Below are 17,523 nucleotides of genomic sequence, written 5' to 3' on the forward strand. Positions count from 1 at the left end.
CTACTCCTCGACGGAGTCGACAACAGCCTCGGCGGCGTCCGCATCCTCGGCCAGCACGCCAGCCTCAGCCTGGGCAACCGCAACCTTGGCGGCAGCCTCGGCAGCCTGTGCCTCCTCGCGAGCGCGATCTTCGGCCAGCAGCTCTTGGTACAGGTCCTCGCCTGGCAGCTCCTCGCTGCGAGCGATCTTGCCCAGCACGCCGTTGACGAACGAAGCGGACTGGTCGGTGCCATAGGCCTTGGCAAGCTCGACGGCCTCGTTGATTACGATGGCGTCCGAGACCTCCTCGTCGGTGAGGAAGCGCATCTCATAGACGGCGATACGCAGCAAGTTGCGGTCGGCGCCGGGCATGCGCATAAGATCCCAGTTCTTGGCGACGGCGCGCAGAGCGCAGTCGATACGATCGATATGCTCGTAGGCACCGCGGCAAAGCTCCAGCGCATAGGGGTCGAGGGGACCCTTCGAGATCAGGAAATCGCCCTCGAGGACGCGCTCGAGCGGGCTGTCCGTGGCCTCGGCCTGGAACAGCAGCTGCAGCGCCTGACTGCGGGCAAGCGTGCGCCCGCGATAAACCTTAAGGCTCAAAGGTTACTCCTTGGGGAAAACGAGGCCGTCAATGCAAACGTCAACGCGCTCGACCTCGACGCCCACCTGAGCATCGATGGCAGCGACCACGGCGGTGCGAACGGCCTCGGCGAGTTTCTTGAACGGATAGCCAAAGAACACCACGACACGCACGGTGAGTGCGAGCTTGTCGCCGACGACCTCGGCCTCGACCGCCGGCTCGGAAGCAGGGGCCTTGGACGAGAGCATCATGGAGACAAGGTTGGTGGCAAGGTCCTTGACGCCAACGGAGGCGATGCCCTCGACATCGGACACGGCGCGCGAGACGATGGCGGTCAGAACATCGGGCGAAATGCCGATGCCGTCAATCTTGATTTCCTGGGGCATGAGTCCTCCTAGAAGATTTGGTTGCTAGACGCGGGAGACGAACTTGCCGTCGCGGGTGTCAACCTTGATGACCTCGCCCTCGTTGAGGTACATGGGGACCTGGATGACAGCGCCGGTGTCGATCGTGGCCGGCTTGGTGGAACCCTGGACGGTGTCGCCCTTAAAGCCCGGGTCGGTCTGGACGATGGTGGTCTCGATGAACATCGGCGGAGTCACGCCCATGAGCTCATCGTCGGCGAAGAGCAGCTGGCAGATGTCGTTCTCGCGCAGCCACTTGGAGTTCTCGCCCACCATGTCCTCGGGAACGGGAACCTGCTCATAGGACTCGTTGTCCATGAAGATGTAGTCGGTGCCATCGTTGTAGAGGTACTGGAACTCACGGGTGGTGAGCATGACGCTCTCGAACTTGGTGCCGGCGTTGCAGGTGTTCTCGACGACGCGGGCGCTCTTGATGTCGCGGGTCTTGTAGCGCACAAACGCGCCGCCCTTGCCCGGCTTGACATGCTGGAACTCGACGATGGTGTAGACCTTGTCCTTGATGCGGAGACCGAGGCCGTTCTTGAAGTCGGCGGTAGAAATGGTAGGCATAGCGACCTTTCTTGTTATGGGCAGAACGCACAAGCGTCCAAATTACATACGACAGAAATTATACACTTGCAGACGGCGCCTGCGGCGAGCGCATAAAAAGAGAACGCGGGGCGTCCGAATCAATCCGGACGCCCCGCCCCAAACTATCTACTGAAGTAAACTAGCAGTCGATAACGTGCAGGTCGTGCGGGGTCTTGGTGAAGGGCTCATAGCCGTTCTCGGTGACCACGCCGTAGTCCTCCAGGCGCACGCCGCCCACGCCGGGCAGGTAGACGCCGGGCTCCATGGTGATAACCGAGCCGACCTCGATGATATTCTTGCTGCGGTTAAAGTTGGGCAGCTCATGGATGTCGATGCCCACGCCGTGACCCAAGCCATGGTTATAGTAATCGCCATAGCCGGCATCGCCGATGATCTTCTTGGAGAGCTTGAAGATGTCGTTGCCCTCAACGCCCGGATGGATGGCGGCGACGCACTCCTCGTGCGTACGGCGCACGAGTGCGTACAGGTCGAGCTGCTCCTGGGTGGGCTCGCCCATCACGACAGTGCGCGTCATGTCGGAGCGGTAATCGCAATAGCCCGCGCCGTAATCCATAAGAACGAAATCGCCCTTCTCGATCACGCGGTCGCTCGGCACGGCATGCGGGTTGGCGGTGTTGGGGCCGCTCGCGACGATGGAACCGAAGGCCAGGCTGTCGGCACCGTTGGCGAACATAAAGTTCTCGAGCTCGTTGCGTACCTGCTTCTCGGTCATACCGGGCTTAATAAAGCCGAGCATGTGCTGGAAGGCGGCATCGGTGATCGACTGCGCATGGCGCATGAGCTCAATCTCCTCGGCGTCCTTGATGGCGCGCATCTTGCGGATATCGTCGTGCATCAGCGGCAGCATACAGGCGACGGAACGGTCCTCCAGGCCGCGCTGAATACCCTGGTAGAAATTAATCTGCATATCGTCCTCGACAGCGCAGACGCGGCATTTGTTGGCCGCGATCTTGCCGGCGACCCAACCGGGGATGGTGCCCTCATCCATGTCGTAGACCCAGGGGCTGCCGGCTGGCGTGTTCTCCTCAAAGCTGTTGAGGTAGCGCGAGTCGGTGTGGAACAGGCACTGGTCGGCCGTAATAAACGCAGCGTGCGGGAACTCGAAGGTGTAGTCGAAGACGCCCTTCACGCCCGTAAGCCAACGAAGGTTGGCCTCGTCGCGCACCACGATGGCGTCGTAGCCACGCTCGACCATCAGGGCACGGACACGCTCGATACGACCGGCAGGACCGGCAGCAAACTCAGACATGCAGATTCCTTTCTTGTTGTCTCAATATAGACGGGACGGGTCTCAACCGAACGACGGAATCGCATGCGATCCGCAACCGATTGAAAACCCGCCCCTCAACATGATACGAAAGACGATGGAAGTCAATAAATCTTAGAGAAGTTCTTTACGAGAAGCCAAGTAGGCGTGAGCATGGCGCTCAAGAACCTCGTCCTCGACGCTCGTTAGGCGAATGGCGCCGAGCGCCGCGGGCAGCGGCAGCATGCTGCGGTTCGAGCGGACAAACTGCTGTCTGCGGAACTCCTCGATATATGCGGCAGGCTCCAAGTCGAAGGCAAGCTCCTCGATGCCAAAGTCCTCCAGGCAGTCATCGAGATCAAACACATAGTCGATATCGAAGTCGCAGGCATCGTGTGCTAGGCGCGCCTCAAAGCGCATGCCCTCGGACAACAGCTGGTAGGCAGGGACCTGCGAAGCGGCATCGCCCAAGCAAGCGCGCAGGGTGCGCTTCCCCGTCTTGCCAAAATCGAGCGCATGGCGAGCGCTCGGGTTCGTGGCCGTCAGCACGTCCTTGCGGGCAGTCTGAGACCATTGAACGGCATTGACGAGTGCGACCTCCTCGCCCGCGAGAATCTCGGGGACGGTCTCAGTAAACTGATTCCAGCGGGACTTGCTGCTCGAAAGCATGGTGCCAACAAGTACCGCATAGCCGAACTTGAGGTCCTCGGGTTCCGCCTCGCGAACAAGGTCGAGATCACACACAACCAAGCCCGGTTCGGGACGGAACGCGATAGCGGGAAGCGCATTGGCCAACGAGGCGACGAGCGGCTTCATGGTCGTCGCGACCGTGAGCATGGCGTCGAAGGTCGTCGGCAGCAGCGCGCACTCGGTTCGGCCACACCACTGGTTGGCGCACCAGCCAACAACCGAACAGGTTGCGGCATCGCCAACAGCGACAACCAGATCGTCGCAGGTGATGCGGTTGGCAGACAGGGCGCCAAAGATAGCATCGGCGTCGGCCAGCGTGGCACCAGCAGGCGAAACCTCGAGGACGAGCAGCGACACGGCAAAACCGGCGTCGACCAGCGCATGCTCGACGACCTCACCAAAACGCTCGGATGTGGCGTCGTTCCAAACCACCATCGCGCGCTTAGGCTTGCCCACGGCCGAGGCAAACATGCGCGGCAGCTCATCGAACGCGCCCAATCCGACGCGGACATCGACACTGCGGTTTTGGAAATTGATCAGTTGACGGCGAATCATAGCAGTCCACGCTCCAAAAGCATCTCGGCACAAAGGTAGGAAACGTCCTCGAAGGACTTGTTGCGAATATCAAGGGTAATATCGGCGGCCTGGCGATACAGCGGACGACGATGCTCAAACAGGCGCGCGGCATGCTCGGGCGAACGGAAATCGGGGCGCGTGTCGGACCGACGAATCTGGCGAATCGAATCCTCGAAGTCGCCCTCGAGGTACACGCACGTACCCATTTCGTGCATCAGCTCAATATTCACCGGCGTCTCGACGATACCGCCCCCGCACGAAACCAACAGGCTGCGCTCGCTTTGGAGCGAACGGAGCGCCGAGGTCTCGAGCTCGCGAAAACGATCCTCGCCCTCGGTCTCAAAAATCTCGGTTACCGACTTGCCGCAACGGCGCACGACCAGGCGGTCGGTATCGATAAAACGCCGCTTGAACATAGTGCCGACGTTGCGCGCAAGCGTCGATTTGCCCGCGCCCAAAAAGCCGATAAAGAAGATATGGTCGCAGCCGTGTTTGATGTGCTGAGACATGGCGAAACCTATTCCTCGCAGGGAAGGTCGCGCAGGGCCCGGCGCTCAAAGATACGGAAGATCTGCGTGTACCACAGGTCCTGGGTTGCCTGCGGCTTAACCAGGATAGTATCGACGCCGGCAAAATTGCCGCTCCACACGTCCGTGTAGAGCTGATCACCGATCAGCACCGCCTCGTCGGCCGTGGCGCCGAGGCGCTTAAGACCCGCCTTGAGGGCAAACGGCGCCGGCTTCATGGCGTGGCTAATGGCCTCGAGTCCCAGCTCGCGTGCAGAGCTCATGACCTGGTCGCGATGCCAGTTGTTGGACACCATGCACAGCTTAAAGCCTTTGGCGCGGGCGGTATCGAGCCAAGCGGAAACCGCGGCGGGAACCTGCTCGGTGTCGCGCGGCACCAGGGTGTTATCGCGATCGAGCAGAATGGCGCGTTTGCCGTCGGCCCACAGGGTATCAAGGTCGATGCGATCGACCGAGGCAACGTATCGTTTGGGGCTAAAAATCCTCATGTTAATTCCAAGACTGTTGATGCTCTTCGTAGGTTTGCGAGAAGTACTCCTCGTCCTGCGTAATGTAGAAATACAGGTCATCGGAGTCGGTCGGCTCAAGGGTAGCCTTGAGCGCCTCGAGCGACGGAGAGCAGATGGGCGTGGGCGGCAGGCCCTCATGCTTATAGGTGTTATACGGGCTATCGCTCTGCAGGTCGTCGGCGGTAACCTCGCCGCCGGTGACATACATCATGGTCGCATCGCTGTTGAGGTAACGCAGGCCATCGAGCTTGCCCGCCAGACGGTTATAGAAAACCGATGCCACATGCGCGCGCTGATCGGCGTTGAGGCCCTCGCGCTCGACAATCGAGGCAAGGTTAACGATGTCGTAATCGGACATCTCCACGCCATAGTGCTCCTTGATCTTGGCCTCGCAGCTGGCAAAGTCAAGCGACTTATACTCGGCGTTGAACTGGTCAAGCATAGCGCGAATCACATCATCGGCGCTTGGGTCCTTACCCAGCGAATACGTCTTGGGGAATAGGAAGCCCTCGAGCGAATCGTTCGCGGCGTCTTTAAGGAAAGCGTAATCATTCACATAATTGCTCGCCTTAGCCCGGTTAAGGAAGTCTTCCTTAGAAATGCTGTCGTACGCCTTGGCCACGCGGTCGGCGACCTGATCGACCGTCAGGCCCTCAGGAATCGTGAGCGCATCGGAGCCGGCGTTGGGACCTTCCATAAGCTGCTGGACGACCTTCGTGGCGTCCATAAGCGTGGTAAACGAATACTTACCCGGCTTAAGCGACATATCGGCGTTGAGCTTTTTGACCGCCGCATAATAATCCTTGGGATCTTCGACGATATGGTTCTCGGAGAGAATCGAAGCGATGGTATCACCCGAAGCACCATCGGGAATCGTGATAGTAACTTGCTGGCCAGCAGCGACTTTCGCATCCTCACCGCCAAAGAAGCCCTTGACGGCCGGCACGACAAAGAAAACGATCGCGACAAGCGCAAGCACGGCAACAACGCCACCGATAATCATAGGCACCGGGGAGCTTTTCTTTTGGGCACCACGGCGGGCGTGCGTGTTATAGCTCGAGCGCGTGGCCGGAGCAACGCCGTGCGAGCCATGAGCATGATGTGCGTAGGAGCGTGATTGCGGGGCCTGCCCCTGCGTGCGCTGGGCAGGAGCCTGCTGCTTAAAACGAGCGCCGCCAGCGGGCTGCGCGGGACGAGCGGCGAGCTGTTGAGCAGCACGCTGAGTAGGCCGAGCCGAACGCTGCGTCGGCTGCGCCGAGCGCTGGCAAGGCTGAGCAGGGCGCGGCACGGGCTGCCGTGTACGATTCTGCTGGCGCGGATCGGAAGCGCTAGGCATGCTGAACCTCCTCGTTTTTACGATCGAGCCATGTCTGCAAGAACAGGCTGGCGGCGATCATGTCAATCTTGCCCCTCATCTGCTTTTCGTTGAGCCCCTGCTCTCGCAGGATTCGCTTGGCCTCCTGCGAGGACAGACGCTCGTCCTCAAACTCCAGCGGAAGGTCGAGCTCGTCGGCAATCTTTTGGGCCACGGCGGCGACGCGCTCGGCCTGGGGGCCGGGTTCACCGGCCATGGTCAAAGGACGTCCGCTTACCAGGATATCGGGCTCATAGTCCTCGACCAGGTAGCGAAACGTCTTTGCCATACCGGTGACCTCGGCAGCCGGAAGCACCTTGACAGGCATTGCCATCTTGCCATCACGACTCGAGACGGCAATGCCAATCCTGGTCTCCCCTATGTCCAGTGCGAGCGCGACCACAGCGACTACTTAGGTTCTTAGGCGCCGAGCGCGGTCTTGGCGGCCGCGAGGGCATCGGCGATACCGGCGGCGTTCTTGCCACCGGCCTGGGCCATGTTGGGACGACCGCCACCGCGACCGTCGACCAGGCCCGCAATCTGCTTGATCACGTTACCGGCGTGGAAACCGGCCTTCACGGCGTCATCGGAGCCGGCAGCGAGCAGAGCCGGGGTGCCCTTCTCGGTCACGCTGGCAACGACGCAGGCGACGGGGCCGGCGACCTTCTGGTGCACGGTATCCCAAACGTTGCGCAGGTCGGCAGCCTCAAGGCCCTGGAGCTCAGCGACGACGAGCTTGTAGCCGTTCAGCTCGACAGCGCCGTCGATGGCGCTGGAGATCGCATCGGAGGAGCCACCGGTGAGCGCCTTCTTGAGCTTGCCGGAAGTCTCGCGCAGCTCGGCCTGCAGGTTCTCCACGCGGGCGGGAACCTCGTCGACACGGCACTTGAGCGCAGCGGCGGCGGCGTCGACGAGCGCCAGACGGTCGGCCATGTAGTCGAGAGCGCCCTTGGAGGTCACGGCCTCGATACGGCGGACATTCGAGCCCGTGGAGGACTCGGAGATGATCTTGAACAGACCGATCTCGGCGGTGTTGGCGGCATGCGTGCCACCGCAGAGCTCGCGGGAGAACGGCTGGTCCTCGGCGCCTACGGAGACGACGCGGACGACGTCGCCGTACTTCTCGCCAAAGAGGGCGACAGCACCGGCGGCCTTGGCCTCGTCGATGCCCATGACGCGGGTCACGACCGGCTTGGAAGCGAAGATCTGCTGGTTGACCAGGTCCTCGACAGCCTTGAGCTGCTCGGAGGACAGGGCCTCGAAGTGCGTAAAGTCAAAGCGAAGGTGCTCGGGCGTCACCAGCGAGCCGGCCTGGGAGACGTGCTCGCCCAGGACCTGCTTAAGGGCGGCGTCGAGCAGGTGCGTGGCGGTGTGGTTGCGGCGCAGGAAGCCACGGCGCTCGGCGTCGAGCGCGGCGGTAACAGCGGCACCGACAGTCAGCGTGCCATCGGCAACGTGCGCGACGTGGGCATACAGGCCGTTGTGGTTCTTGGTGTCGGCAACGGTCAGAACAACGCCCTCGGCGGAAAGCTTGCCGGCATCACCCTGCTGACCACCCATCTCGGCATAGAACGGGGTGCGGTCGAGCACAACCTCGACGTCCTCGCCGGCGGCAGCGGACTCGACGGACTCGCCGTTGCGCACGATGGCGACAACCTTGGCGCCCTCGATCACATCGTTGTCATAGCCGTCGAACTCGGTCGCGGCGACCTTGTCGGAAAGCTCGACCCACACGTCGTTGAAGCTGCCCCAGGCGTCGCCCTTGGCATTGGCGCGGGCGCGGGCCTTCTGGTCCTCCATGCAGGCAGTGAAGCCGTCCATATCGACGTCGTGACCAGCGGTGCCGGCGATCTCGACGGTCAGATCGATGGGGAAACCAAAGGTGTCGTGCAGCTTAAAGGCAACATCGCCCGGAAGCACAGCACCCTCGGCAAGCGCTGCCAGGGCCTCATCCAGGTAGACGCGACCGTTGTCGAGCGTCGTGGAGAAACGCTCCTCCTCGGAGGCGACGATACCCTTGACGAGCGCGACGTTCTTGAGCAGCTCAGGATAGGCCTCGCCCATCTGAGCGTTGACCTCGTCGATGAACTTGGTCAGGAAGGCACCCTCGATACCCAGCAGGCGACCGTGGAACACGGCACGGCGGAGCAGACGGCGAAGGACGTACTCGCGACCCTCGTTACCGGGGAGGATGCCGTCGGAAATCATAAAGTCGACGGCACGGGAGTGATCGGCGATGATGCGCAGCGAGCGGCTGGCGCCGGAGTAATCATCGGCGTCATAGGTCTTGCCGCTGATCCCCTCGCCCAGCTTGATGAGATGCTGCATCAGATCGCCGTCGTAGTTGGCGGTCTTGTGCTGCATGATAGCGGCCATGCGCTCCAGGCCCATGCCCGTATCGAGGTTACGGTGCGGCAGCTCCGGCATGGAGCCGTCCTCCTGACGGTCGTACTGGGTAAACACGAGGTTCCAGAACTCAAGGAAGCGGTCGCAGTCGCAGCCAGGCTTGCAGTCGGGGCTGCCGCAGCCGACCTCCTCGCCCATGTCAAAGTAGATCTCGGAGCACGGACCGCAGGGGCCGGTGGGGCCAGCGGCCCAGAAGTTGTCGTCCTCGCCCAGGCGGGAGATGTGGTCCTCGGCAACGCCCAGAGAACGCCACACGTCGTGGGTCTCGTCGTCCTCGGTAAAGACGGTGAAGTACAGGCGGTCGAGCGGCAGCTTAAACTCCTTGGTGATGAGCTCAAAGGCCCAGGCGCAAGCCTGCTCCTTAGAGACGCCGCCAAAAGAGAAATCGCCGAGCATCTCGAAGAACGACAGGTGACGGCCGTCCTCGCCGATGCAATCGATGTCGTTGGTGCGGACGCACTTCTGGCAGGAGATCGCGCCGATCTCCTTCATGGTCTTCTTGCCCTGGTAGTACTCCTTAAACTGGTTCATGCCGGCGTTGGCAAGCAGCAGCGAAGGATCGTCGGGAACAAGAGACGAAGAAGGATAGAGCTTAAGACCGCGCTCCTCAAAGAAGTTGAGGAACTTGGAGCGGATCTCGGCCGTAGTCATTGACGGGTAGTCAGCACTCATAGAGGGAATCTCCTCGGTTTCACATCGAAACAGTTCAAACGTAACGATATTACCATCCCACCGCGCAAGTGCAAAAAAGAGGGCCGGCACAATGCCGGCCCTTCAGCGAAATTGCATGTTAGCGCGTATGAATATTAATCCGAATTACCCCGCTAGTTGTCATCATCGTCCATGGAGCCGTCGATGCCGGTTTTGGTGTCGTCATCCGTGTTGGAATCGTCATCCTTAGCGAAGGGGTTCTTGAAGAAGCCCGTCGCATCGGGCTGCAGACCAGAGAGCTTGATCCAGGGATTATCGAGCTCGGGCTTGGGCATGGCCTTGGCCTCGGGCGCAGTCTCGTTACCGATAAGCTCAGACTCGTAGATGAAGGTGTCGTCGCCGAGCGCGTCGTAGGCGGCGACCGGGTTGCCATCGGCATCGCGGTACGGCGTGCCCTTAAACACGGCACCGTCATAGGCCACAAGCTGTCGGCCGGTCTCATCCTCGAAGTAGTACACGAAGATACCCTTGAGGGCCGCACAAAGCGGGATGGCAATAATCATACCGATGGGTCCCATGAGTGCCGAGCCAATAACGAGCGCCGTGAGGCTCATGATGGGATGCACCTGCACCGAGCTCTGCATGACCTTAGGCGAAATCACGTTATCGGTGACGTTTTGCGCGACCATCGTCACAACGAGCGTCCATAACGCCAACATGGGGCTGAACATGAAACCGAGCACTGTGGCGATTGCTGCGCTCACCCAAGGACCGACGACCGGAACCAAATGCATGATGCCGGTAAAGATAGCCATGAGCGCCGCATACGGATGGCCGATGATCATAAAACCGATAAAGGCGAGGAAACCACCGCAGATGGACGTCACGACCATACCGCGCATGTAGCCGCCGACAGAGCGAGAAAGGATGGCGACCATAAAGCGGTACGAGGTCTCCTTCTCCTGACCGATGATGGTGCAAATCTCGTGGTGCATGCGAGGGTAGTCGCAGGCCATCCAGTACGCAAGCACCAGACCAAGGAAGATCACGAACAACTGCGAGGCCGTATTGGTGATGAGCGGGAACACACCGCGGCCAAGCTCGGCAGCAATCTGAGACACATACTTCGATGCCACAGCAACCAGCGACGAAAGATTATCGTCCAGATACTCCTTGAGCGGCGTGTTATTGAGCGTCTTGGCATGCGAGATCATCTCATTGAGATCGCCACCCGCAACACGAAGCTGCTCGGGCAGGCGGCTCAGGACTTCCATGATCTGACCAAAGAGAATCGGCGACAAGATGCAAACGACACCGACGAGCACGGCAACAACAACAATAAGCGCGATAAGCGAACCGATGCCGCGATTCACGCCATGGTGCTCGAGCCAGTTGGTGATCGGGGACATCACAAAAGCAATGATGGAGCCGACGGCAAGAAACTCAATAACCGGCGCCAGGATGCCCATAAGGTTAAAGATGACAGCAGCAATAACAATGCAGCCGACAACAGCCCAAATGCGCAGCGTCAGAATGCGGGTGTCGCGCAGCACGCGATCGGTTTGTTGGGGGTGCTCACTCATGAACGAATCATCACTCCGTCGGGGTCGATCTTGTCCTGAATCTTCTTAAGCGTGCGGCGCAGCAGACGCGAAACCTGCACCTGAGAAATACCCAGCTTCTTGGCGATCTCGATCTGGGTCATGCCCTTCACAAAGCGCAGCTCGATCACCTCGCGCTCGCGCGGCGAGAAATCACGGATGGCTTCCTCGATCACTAGGCGGTCATCGGTAAAGTCGAGCTCGTTGTCGTCGTCGGCGTAACGGTCGAGAATCGAAGGGGCATCGTCGGAATCGGACGCACCAGGAGCCTCGATGGGCACCGAGGTATAGGCCGAAGACGATTCCATAGCCTCGAGGACCTCATCGACAGTCACATCTAGATACTCAGCGATCTCCTCAACCTTGGGCGAACGCTGCAGCTCGTTGGTAAGTTTGTCAGTAGCCTGGTTGACCTTGGCCGAGAGCTCCTGCAGACGACGCGGTACGCGCACGCTCCAGCCCTTGTCGCGGAAATGGCGCTTGATCTCGCCCAGGATAGTGGGTGTCGCAAACGTCGTGAACTCAAGACCGCGCTCGGGATCAAAACGGTCAATAGCCTTGAGCAAACCCAGATAGCCGACCTGCATGAGGTCGTCGAGCGGCTCGCCGCGATTCTTAAATTTGTTGGCAAGAAACCTTACCAGGTTCATATGGGACATGACGAGCTGTTCGCGGGCGTCCGGATCACCGGTCTCCTTGTAGCGACGAAACAGCTCGCGGGTTTTCTCCTTGTCCCAAGCGGTCTTGCCGCTCCGGGAACGTTCGGTCATATTAAATATCCGCCTTGAGGTCGAGGGAAAGCGTCAGGGGCGCCGCAGTCTTTTCGTAGGAGTCGCACACGCTCGCCAAAATAAGCTCGGCATAAACAGCAGCCTGGTCATCCTCGTCGACGGTGGCCTGATCGCCAAAGGTAAAGGTCATGCCAACGTGAGATTCATCGACATCGAATTTGATTGAGATGTCGTCGGAATCAACAGCCGTGCAGCCAAAGATAAAGGCTTCCTCGGCAGCCATGCGGATGTCCTCGATGCGATCGACAGACATAGAGCACAGGGCACCAACGTTGGCTGCCGTCATGCGCACAAGGCGAGCGAGACGCGGGTCACCGGCAACGGTCAGCGTGATAGGGCAGGTTGCTTCGCTACTCATCGCAGGACTCCTCAGAGGTCTCGGCGGGCGTATAGGTGTAATACTGAGCCGGCTTGGATACAGACTTCTGACCATCATCGTCGCCCGCGGCAGCCTCGTCCTCGCCAATTAGGACGCGCTCGGTAGGCAGCTCGGCCTCCGCAGCGGCAGCGGCGAGCTTGCGATCGGCGTCGGCTGCAGGAGCCTTCACCTTATTGAAGAGCTTCTGCACAGCACCGGCGGCAGAGTCGGTCACGCTAGACACAGCATTGCTGGCCTCGGCCATGCTGCCCGTAACCTCAGAAATGTCGCGAACCACGGCTTCGACCTCTACGAGATTGGAGGTAAGGGCATCAACTGCCGTCTTGCTCGACTTAAGCAGCGGCTCCATCTGGGCAAGCGCCGGCGTAAGCTCATCGACAGCGCCATCGAGCTTTGCCACCACAGGCTGAGCCTCGGCGATGGTGTTGTTGAGGTCGTTCACGGTCTTATCGAGCGAGTCGACAACATTGCGGGTCTTGCGCAGGGTAAGCGCGAGCTCAGCGATGGCCCACACGCCGGCAACGGCGAGCAGCAGCAGGGCGATTTGAATGGGACTCATACAAGCCTCCCGGAAAAATCGAAATACAGACGCTTTTCATGGTACCCCAAAGGGGACCGAACATGCCAAGAGTAGCAACGTGGGACAAAATTATCAGCAGCTACTTCGGTGCATTCCCGCTGCGGTCGCGCTCGCTTTGCTCTACGCGCCACTCTTCCCAGCCGCGCCCGGCAGGCTGCCAGAACGCACCGCGCTCCAGCCCCTCGGGCAAATAGCGCTGATCGACCCAGCCTTCGGGATAATCGTGCGGGTATTTATACACACCGTAGTCGTCGCTGCCTGGGCGATGGCGATCGCGCAGATAACTCGGCACCTCGCGAAGCCCACTAGAATGGATATCGGCCAGCGCCGCATCAATCGAAGCCTCACACGCGTTGGATTTAGGGGCCAAACACACATAGAGTGCAGCCTGAGCCAGGTTAATGCGGCACTCGGGATAGCCAATGACCTCGGCAGACTTAAACGCGGCATGCGCCACCAAAAGCGCCTGCGGGTCGGCGTTGCCAACATCCTCAGAAGCCTGAATCATAATACGGCGAGCGATAAACTTGGGATCCTCCCCCGCATCAATCATGCGCGCGAGCCAATAGATTGTGGCATCGGGGTCGCTACCGCGCATGGACTTAATAAACGCACTGATGATGTCGTAGTGCATGTCGCCGTTTTTGTCATACGAAAATCCACGACGCGGGTTGGCGATCTTCACGTCATCCACGGTGATGGGATAGCGCTCCCCCGCCACGGGCGCTGGCGTTCCCTCGGTATCGGGACGCGTGACGGCAATCTCGCTCGCAAGTTCGAGCGTCGTGAGCGCCGAGCGAGCGTCACCCGCTGCCAGCGTGCAGATGGTCTTAACCGTATCCTCATCGGCCGAGAACTTGCCGTTCAAACCCTGCGGCGCCTCGAGCGCACGCTCGATAAGCGTGGCGATATCCTCGTCTTTAAGATGCTCAAGCTCCACCACGCGACCGCGCGAGAGCAATGCCGAGTTGACCTCGAAGTACGGATTCTCCGTCGTGGCGCCAATCATAATGACGGTACGGTTCTCAACCGCATGCAGCAAGGCATCCTGCTGAGACTTGGAGAAGCGGTGAATCTCGTCGATAAACAGGATGGTGCGGCGGTCGTAGGTATTCAGGCGCGTCTTGGCCTCGTCAATCACGCGGCGAAGATCCTTCACGGTACCCGTCACGGCGCTGACCTCGACAAACTCGCTCTTGGTATGGTTGGCGATAATGTGGGCCAGCGTCGTCTTACCCGTACCGGCCGGCCCGTACAGAATCACGCTCGAAAGCACGTCGTGCTCGATCGCGGCACGCAACCATGAGCCCTTACCGACGGCCTTTTGCTGGCCCACGTACTCGTCGAGCGAATTGGGTCGCATGCGCACCGCGAGCGGCGCATTTTTAAAGGAACGCTCGCGCGTCGAGGCAGAAAAAAGGTCGTCCATAGCCATCCCGTGCATCAATCAAAAACGTTTTCAACTAACCAGTATACCGAAAGGATACGAACTACCGTTCGTTAATATAGGTACGATGCGGAAACTTTAGACCCGGGAACAGCTTGCTCGTCAGTTCGCAGAAATAACCGTCCGTCATGCTCGCGATATAATCCACCACGGCTTGATCCTTGTCGTCCTGCCAGGCATAGGTGCGATCGTAGTAGGAAAGTTGCTGCTCAATGCGCGAAATATGGTGCTTAAAGATGTAAGAGGACTCGTCACCACTATTTAGATCCCGCAGGCAACGGTCGTAGAGCTTTTCGAAGGCCTCGCGCAGCTCCACCTCGGAATCGCCTTCGATACCGCCCTTGCTATAGATCTTCTCGTAGTTCTCGCGCTTGGCTCGGCGGATTTCCCCAAACAGGCCCTCGCTCATCTCGATGCGCGGCTTACCATAGCTGTGCTCAACGATATCGATGGAGGCATGCGTGAGGATCCAACTGTTGTAGGCACCGCCCCGGCCATCATCAAAAGCGTCGGGCGAAAGCAGGCCCGCCGCGATCGCATCCTGACGGTCACGACCGACGTAGGCAAGAATATCCGAGATGCGAACGACGCAGCCCTCGAGCGTCATGGGACGCAGATGCTCAATTTCACTATAGCCCGTGGCAATGCAATCCTCAACCGTCTGGTCAAACTGGTCAAAGGAGCCCATGTCCGAGAGCTCAAACACACGCTGCTCGTACTCGCCGTTATGGCATAACACGCCGTCGAGCGTCTGGAGCGACACGTTGCGGCCATACAACGCGTCGAGCACGCGAACCGACTGCGCGTTATGGAAAAAATAACGCTCCGTACGCTCGTGATAGATATCGTTGAGGAAGCGCTCGCCGGCATGGCCGAAAGGCGTGTGTCCCAAGTCGTGACCCAGGCCAATCGCCTCAATCAGATCGCAATTGAGCCCCAGGGCGCGACCGATATCGCGCGCAATGCGGGAGACGAGCTGCACGTGCAAACCGCGGCGTGAGAGATCGTCGTTGCTGCGGAAGCTAAAGACCTGCGTTTTGCCTGCATAACGGGTGTACGCCGGAAGATGAAGTATCTTTTCGGTATCGCGCATAAACGCCGGACGCATAAGCGTGCCTTTGTCGGCGGCGCGATCAATACGACGAATGACCTGATCGTCGTTGCAACGATACGGGTTGACATAGCCCGAAGCACGATCGGCGGCAATGCGCTCGACAAGTTCGGGCGACAACGCCGAGGGAATACGGTCCATGCGCGCCTTAATGACGGCCGTTTCTTGGTTAGTTGCCATGGCATGCTCCTTAAGAAGGATGCGCAATCGGTTACAAAGTGCAGCCCACGACCTCGATTATGGCAAAAATCGGCACCAAAAACGGGAGTAATGGCAGGGAGCGCGATTTTGTGAAGAGGCAGGAGAGGGCCAGGGCCAGGAGTGCGACGGCAAATGCCACGATGCCACCCATAGGGTCGAGCGTGCAAAGCGCGAAGAGCGCCTTGGCATCCCCCATGCCGATGCCCGGGATTTGGCGAAGACGACGCCAGAAGGACTCACTCAGCACGAGAGTAAGATACACAATGACGGCAAGGCCCGCGTGGTCAAGCGCTGTGTTCAAACCGAGGTCGAGCCAAACGCCCACTAACGCCGTCACCGCACACGCACCGGCAAGCTCATTGGGAAAACGTCGCTGACGGGCATCAATCGCCGCGCCGGCAAAGATGCAAATCCAAAACGGGATATAAAACATCGAGTACCTCCTCGAGCTGCATCGCAAAAGCAAAAACCACCGCAAAGGGCCTGTCCCCTTTGCGGTGGATTTGGTGGTGGTTATTTGGCGCCTTGCATGACCTCGTCGAGGGTGACGTTTACGGCATGCTGGGTAGGAACCCAGTCGACCTTCAGGAACAGCGCGGCCACCGTGATGGGGATATAGCTGAACATAAAGATCGGGAAGGTAAACAGGTTAGTCACCAGACGCCACTTTTGCGCGCAGTGAATGTGCTTGTACTCAAAGATAGTCGTGAGCAGCGCCAGGATAAAGAAGGTCTGATACATCATGACGAAGGTCATAATGAGTGAAGCGGCGCACGCCTGCATCTCGACTTCGGTAGCCAAGAAACCATGCGAAAGGCCACCCACAATCAAGAACGTCGCATTAGCGAGCATCGAGATCAGCGATAGCAGCATACCCGGGGCGATCGTCATGAACATATCGTAGGCGGCAAAGCGATGATAGCGGAACGTCGACTTTACCAGATGCTTGCCGTAGGTAAAGAACACCTGGTAAAAGCCCTTGGTCCAGCGCATACGCTGCTTCCAGGATGCCTTGAACGTCACGGGTTGCTCGTCAAAGAACTCCGCCGGCGCATAGCCAATGCGAATACCGTGAATAGCGCAGAACGTAGTGAACTGAATGTCCTCGGTCAGCGTGTGGAACTGCCAACCGTGCATGCCCTCGATCACGCTCGCCGAAATAAGGTAACCCGAACCCGAGACAGCGCAGGACGTCTTGCAGATATTACGCGCGTTGTTGAGGAAGCGGGCCTCACGCAGATACCAGGTGGCGTTGGCAGACGAAATCCACGAGCTGCCGAAGTTCTTGGAGTTACGATAGCTCGTGACCACATGGAATCCCTGGTCAAAGGCGTCGTTCATCTTAGACACGTAATCGCGGGAGATGACGTTGTCGGCATCGAAGATGAAGTAGCCCTCAAACGTGTCGGGATACTCGTTGAGAATGCGATCGAAACCAAAGTCCATGACCCAGCTCTTGCCCTTGCGAGCGAGGTCATTACGCTCGTAAACAATGGCACCGGCCTCGCGCGCGAGCTGCGCGGTGTTGTCGGTGCAGGCATCGGCGACCACGAAGACCTCGATAAGCTCGGACGGATAATCCTGGTCCTTGATGGAGCGAACGAGGTTGGCAATCACGGCCTCCTCGTTATGTGCCGCAATAAAGAAAGCATAGCGATGGAGTTTTTTTGCCTTGGGAGGCGCGACCTCGCCACGAAGAGCGCCAATGACAAAGAAGACCACCTGGTACAGAAAGCAGACCGTGAGCAGCGTGACAACAATCTGGTTGAAGATCACGATGGGTGTGTTGGTTTGTAAAAAGGCGAGCATGCAGGCTCCCAGCAACGCGTTACGTAAACAACCGTATATCTTACCGCAGGCTTACCGAGTTCAA

18 protein-coding genes are annotated in these 17,523 nt (G+C 59.3%); all 18 read right to left on the reverse strand.

What is annotated here, in order from left to right; all coding sequences use genetic code 11:
• The gene (nusB, locus tag ABHT90_RS01285; protein WP_195364278.1) at positions 1–585 is read right to left on the reverse strand and encodes a transcription antitermination factor NusB; all 585 of its coding nucleotides are present in this window, start codon (positions 583–585) and stop codon (positions 1–3) included.
• 3 nt (positions 586–588) lie between these two features.
• Positions 589–951 (reverse strand): Asp23/Gls24 family envelope stress response protein, encoded by a 363-nt coding sequence (locus ABHT90_RS01290; protein WP_346981347.1) that lies wholly within the window; start codon positions 949–951, stop codon positions 589–591.
• A gap of 24 nt (positions 952–975) precedes the next feature.
• Positions 976–1,539, reverse strand: a complete 564-nt coding sequence (gene efp / locus ABHT90_RS01295; RefSeq protein WP_346981348.1) for an elongation factor P — start codon at positions 1,537–1,539, stop codon at positions 976–978.
• 160 nt (positions 1,540–1,699) lie between these two features.
• Positions 1,700–2,830, reverse strand: coding sequence for a M24 family metallopeptidase (locus ABHT90_RS01300; protein WP_055309495.1), 1,131 nt, complete (start codon positions 2,828–2,830; stop codon positions 1,700–1,702).
• 132 nt (positions 2,831–2,962) lie between these two features.
• Complete coding sequence (locus ABHT90_RS01305; protein ID WP_346981349.1) at positions 2,963–4,072, reverse strand: hypothetical protein; 1,110 nt, start codon at positions 4,070–4,072, stop codon at positions 2,963–2,965.
• On the reverse strand, positions 4,069–4,602 hold the full coding sequence (locus tag ABHT90_RS01310) for a shikimate kinase (protein ID WP_055309497.1): 534 nt from the start codon (positions 4,600–4,602) through the stop codon (positions 4,069–4,071). Before ABHT90_RS01310 ends, ABHT90_RS01305 begins: the two co-directional genes overlap by 4 nt.
• Before the next feature lie 8 nt (positions 4,603–4,610).
• A complete protein-coding gene (locus ABHT90_RS01315) occupies positions 4,611–5,108 on the reverse strand; it encodes a YqeG family HAD IIIA-type phosphatase (protein WP_099431674.1) in 498 nt (165 codons plus the stop codon).
• 1 nt (position 5,109) lies between these two features.
• Positions 5,110–6,465 (reverse strand): endolytic transglycosylase MltG, encoded by a 1,356-nt coding sequence (gene mltG / locus ABHT90_RS01320; RefSeq protein WP_346981350.1) that lies wholly within the window; start codon positions 6,463–6,465, stop codon positions 5,110–5,112.
• Entirely contained in the window at positions 6,458–6,886 is a 429-nt protein-coding gene (ruvX, locus tag ABHT90_RS01325; RefSeq protein ID WP_022094586.1) for a Holliday junction resolvase RuvX, read from the reverse strand. Before ruvX ends, mltG begins: the two co-directional genes overlap by 8 nt.
• A gap of 17 nt (positions 6,887–6,903) precedes the next feature.
• Positions 6,904–9,561 (reverse strand): alanine--tRNA ligase, encoded by a 2,658-nt coding sequence (gene alaS / locus ABHT90_RS01330; protein ID WP_346981351.1) that lies wholly within the window; start codon positions 9,559–9,561, stop codon positions 6,904–6,906.
• A 152-nt stretch (positions 9,562–9,713) separates the two neighbouring features.
• Positions 9,714–11,123, reverse strand: coding sequence for an AI-2E family transporter (locus ABHT90_RS01335; protein ID WP_346981352.1), 1,410 nt, complete (start codon positions 11,121–11,123; stop codon positions 9,714–9,716).
• The gene (locus ABHT90_RS01340; protein WP_022094589.1) at positions 11,120–11,911 is read right to left on the reverse strand and encodes an RNA polymerase sigma factor SigF; all 792 of its coding nucleotides are present in this window, start codon (positions 11,909–11,911) and stop codon (positions 11,120–11,122) included. Before ABHT90_RS01340 ends, ABHT90_RS01335 begins: the two co-directional genes overlap by 4 nt.
• A 1-nt stretch (position 11,912) precedes the next feature.
• On the reverse strand, positions 11,913–12,290 hold the full coding sequence (locus ABHT90_RS01345; RefSeq protein WP_022094590.1) for a hypothetical protein: 378 nt from the start codon (positions 12,288–12,290) through the stop codon (positions 11,913–11,915).
• Positions 12,283–12,870, reverse strand: coding sequence for a hypothetical protein (locus ABHT90_RS01350; protein WP_346981353.1), 588 nt, complete (start codon positions 12,868–12,870; stop codon positions 12,283–12,285). The genes ABHT90_RS01345 and ABHT90_RS01350 overlap by 8 nt, the downstream gene beginning before the upstream one ends.
• A gap of 100 nt (positions 12,871–12,970) precedes the next feature.
• Complete coding sequence (locus ABHT90_RS01355) at positions 12,971–14,320, reverse strand: replication-associated recombination protein A (protein ID WP_346981354.1); 1,350 nt, start codon at positions 14,318–14,320, stop codon at positions 12,971–12,973.
• Between the two features lie 61 nt (positions 14,321–14,381).
• Entirely contained in the window at positions 14,382–15,629 is a 1,248-nt protein-coding gene (locus ABHT90_RS01360; protein WP_346981355.1) for a deoxyguanosinetriphosphate triphosphohydrolase family protein, read from the reverse strand.
• Between the two features lie 31 nt (positions 15,630–15,660).
• Positions 15,661–16,083, reverse strand: a complete 423-nt coding sequence (locus ABHT90_RS01365) for a prepilin peptidase (RefSeq protein WP_346981356.1) — start codon at positions 16,081–16,083, stop codon at positions 15,661–15,663.
• Positions 16,084–16,163: 80 nt separating this feature from the next.
• On the reverse strand, positions 16,164–17,459 hold the full coding sequence (locus tag ABHT90_RS01370; RefSeq protein ID WP_117635141.1) for a glycosyltransferase family 2 protein: 1,296 nt from the start codon (positions 17,457–17,459) through the stop codon (positions 16,164–16,166).
• Between the last annotated feature and the right edge of the window lie 64 nt (positions 17,460–17,523).

Source organism: Collinsella aerofaciens (assembly GCF_039758815.1).
Lineage (GTDB): Bacteria > Actinomycetota > Coriobacteriia > Coriobacteriales > Coriobacteriaceae > Collinsella > Collinsella aerofaciens_BP.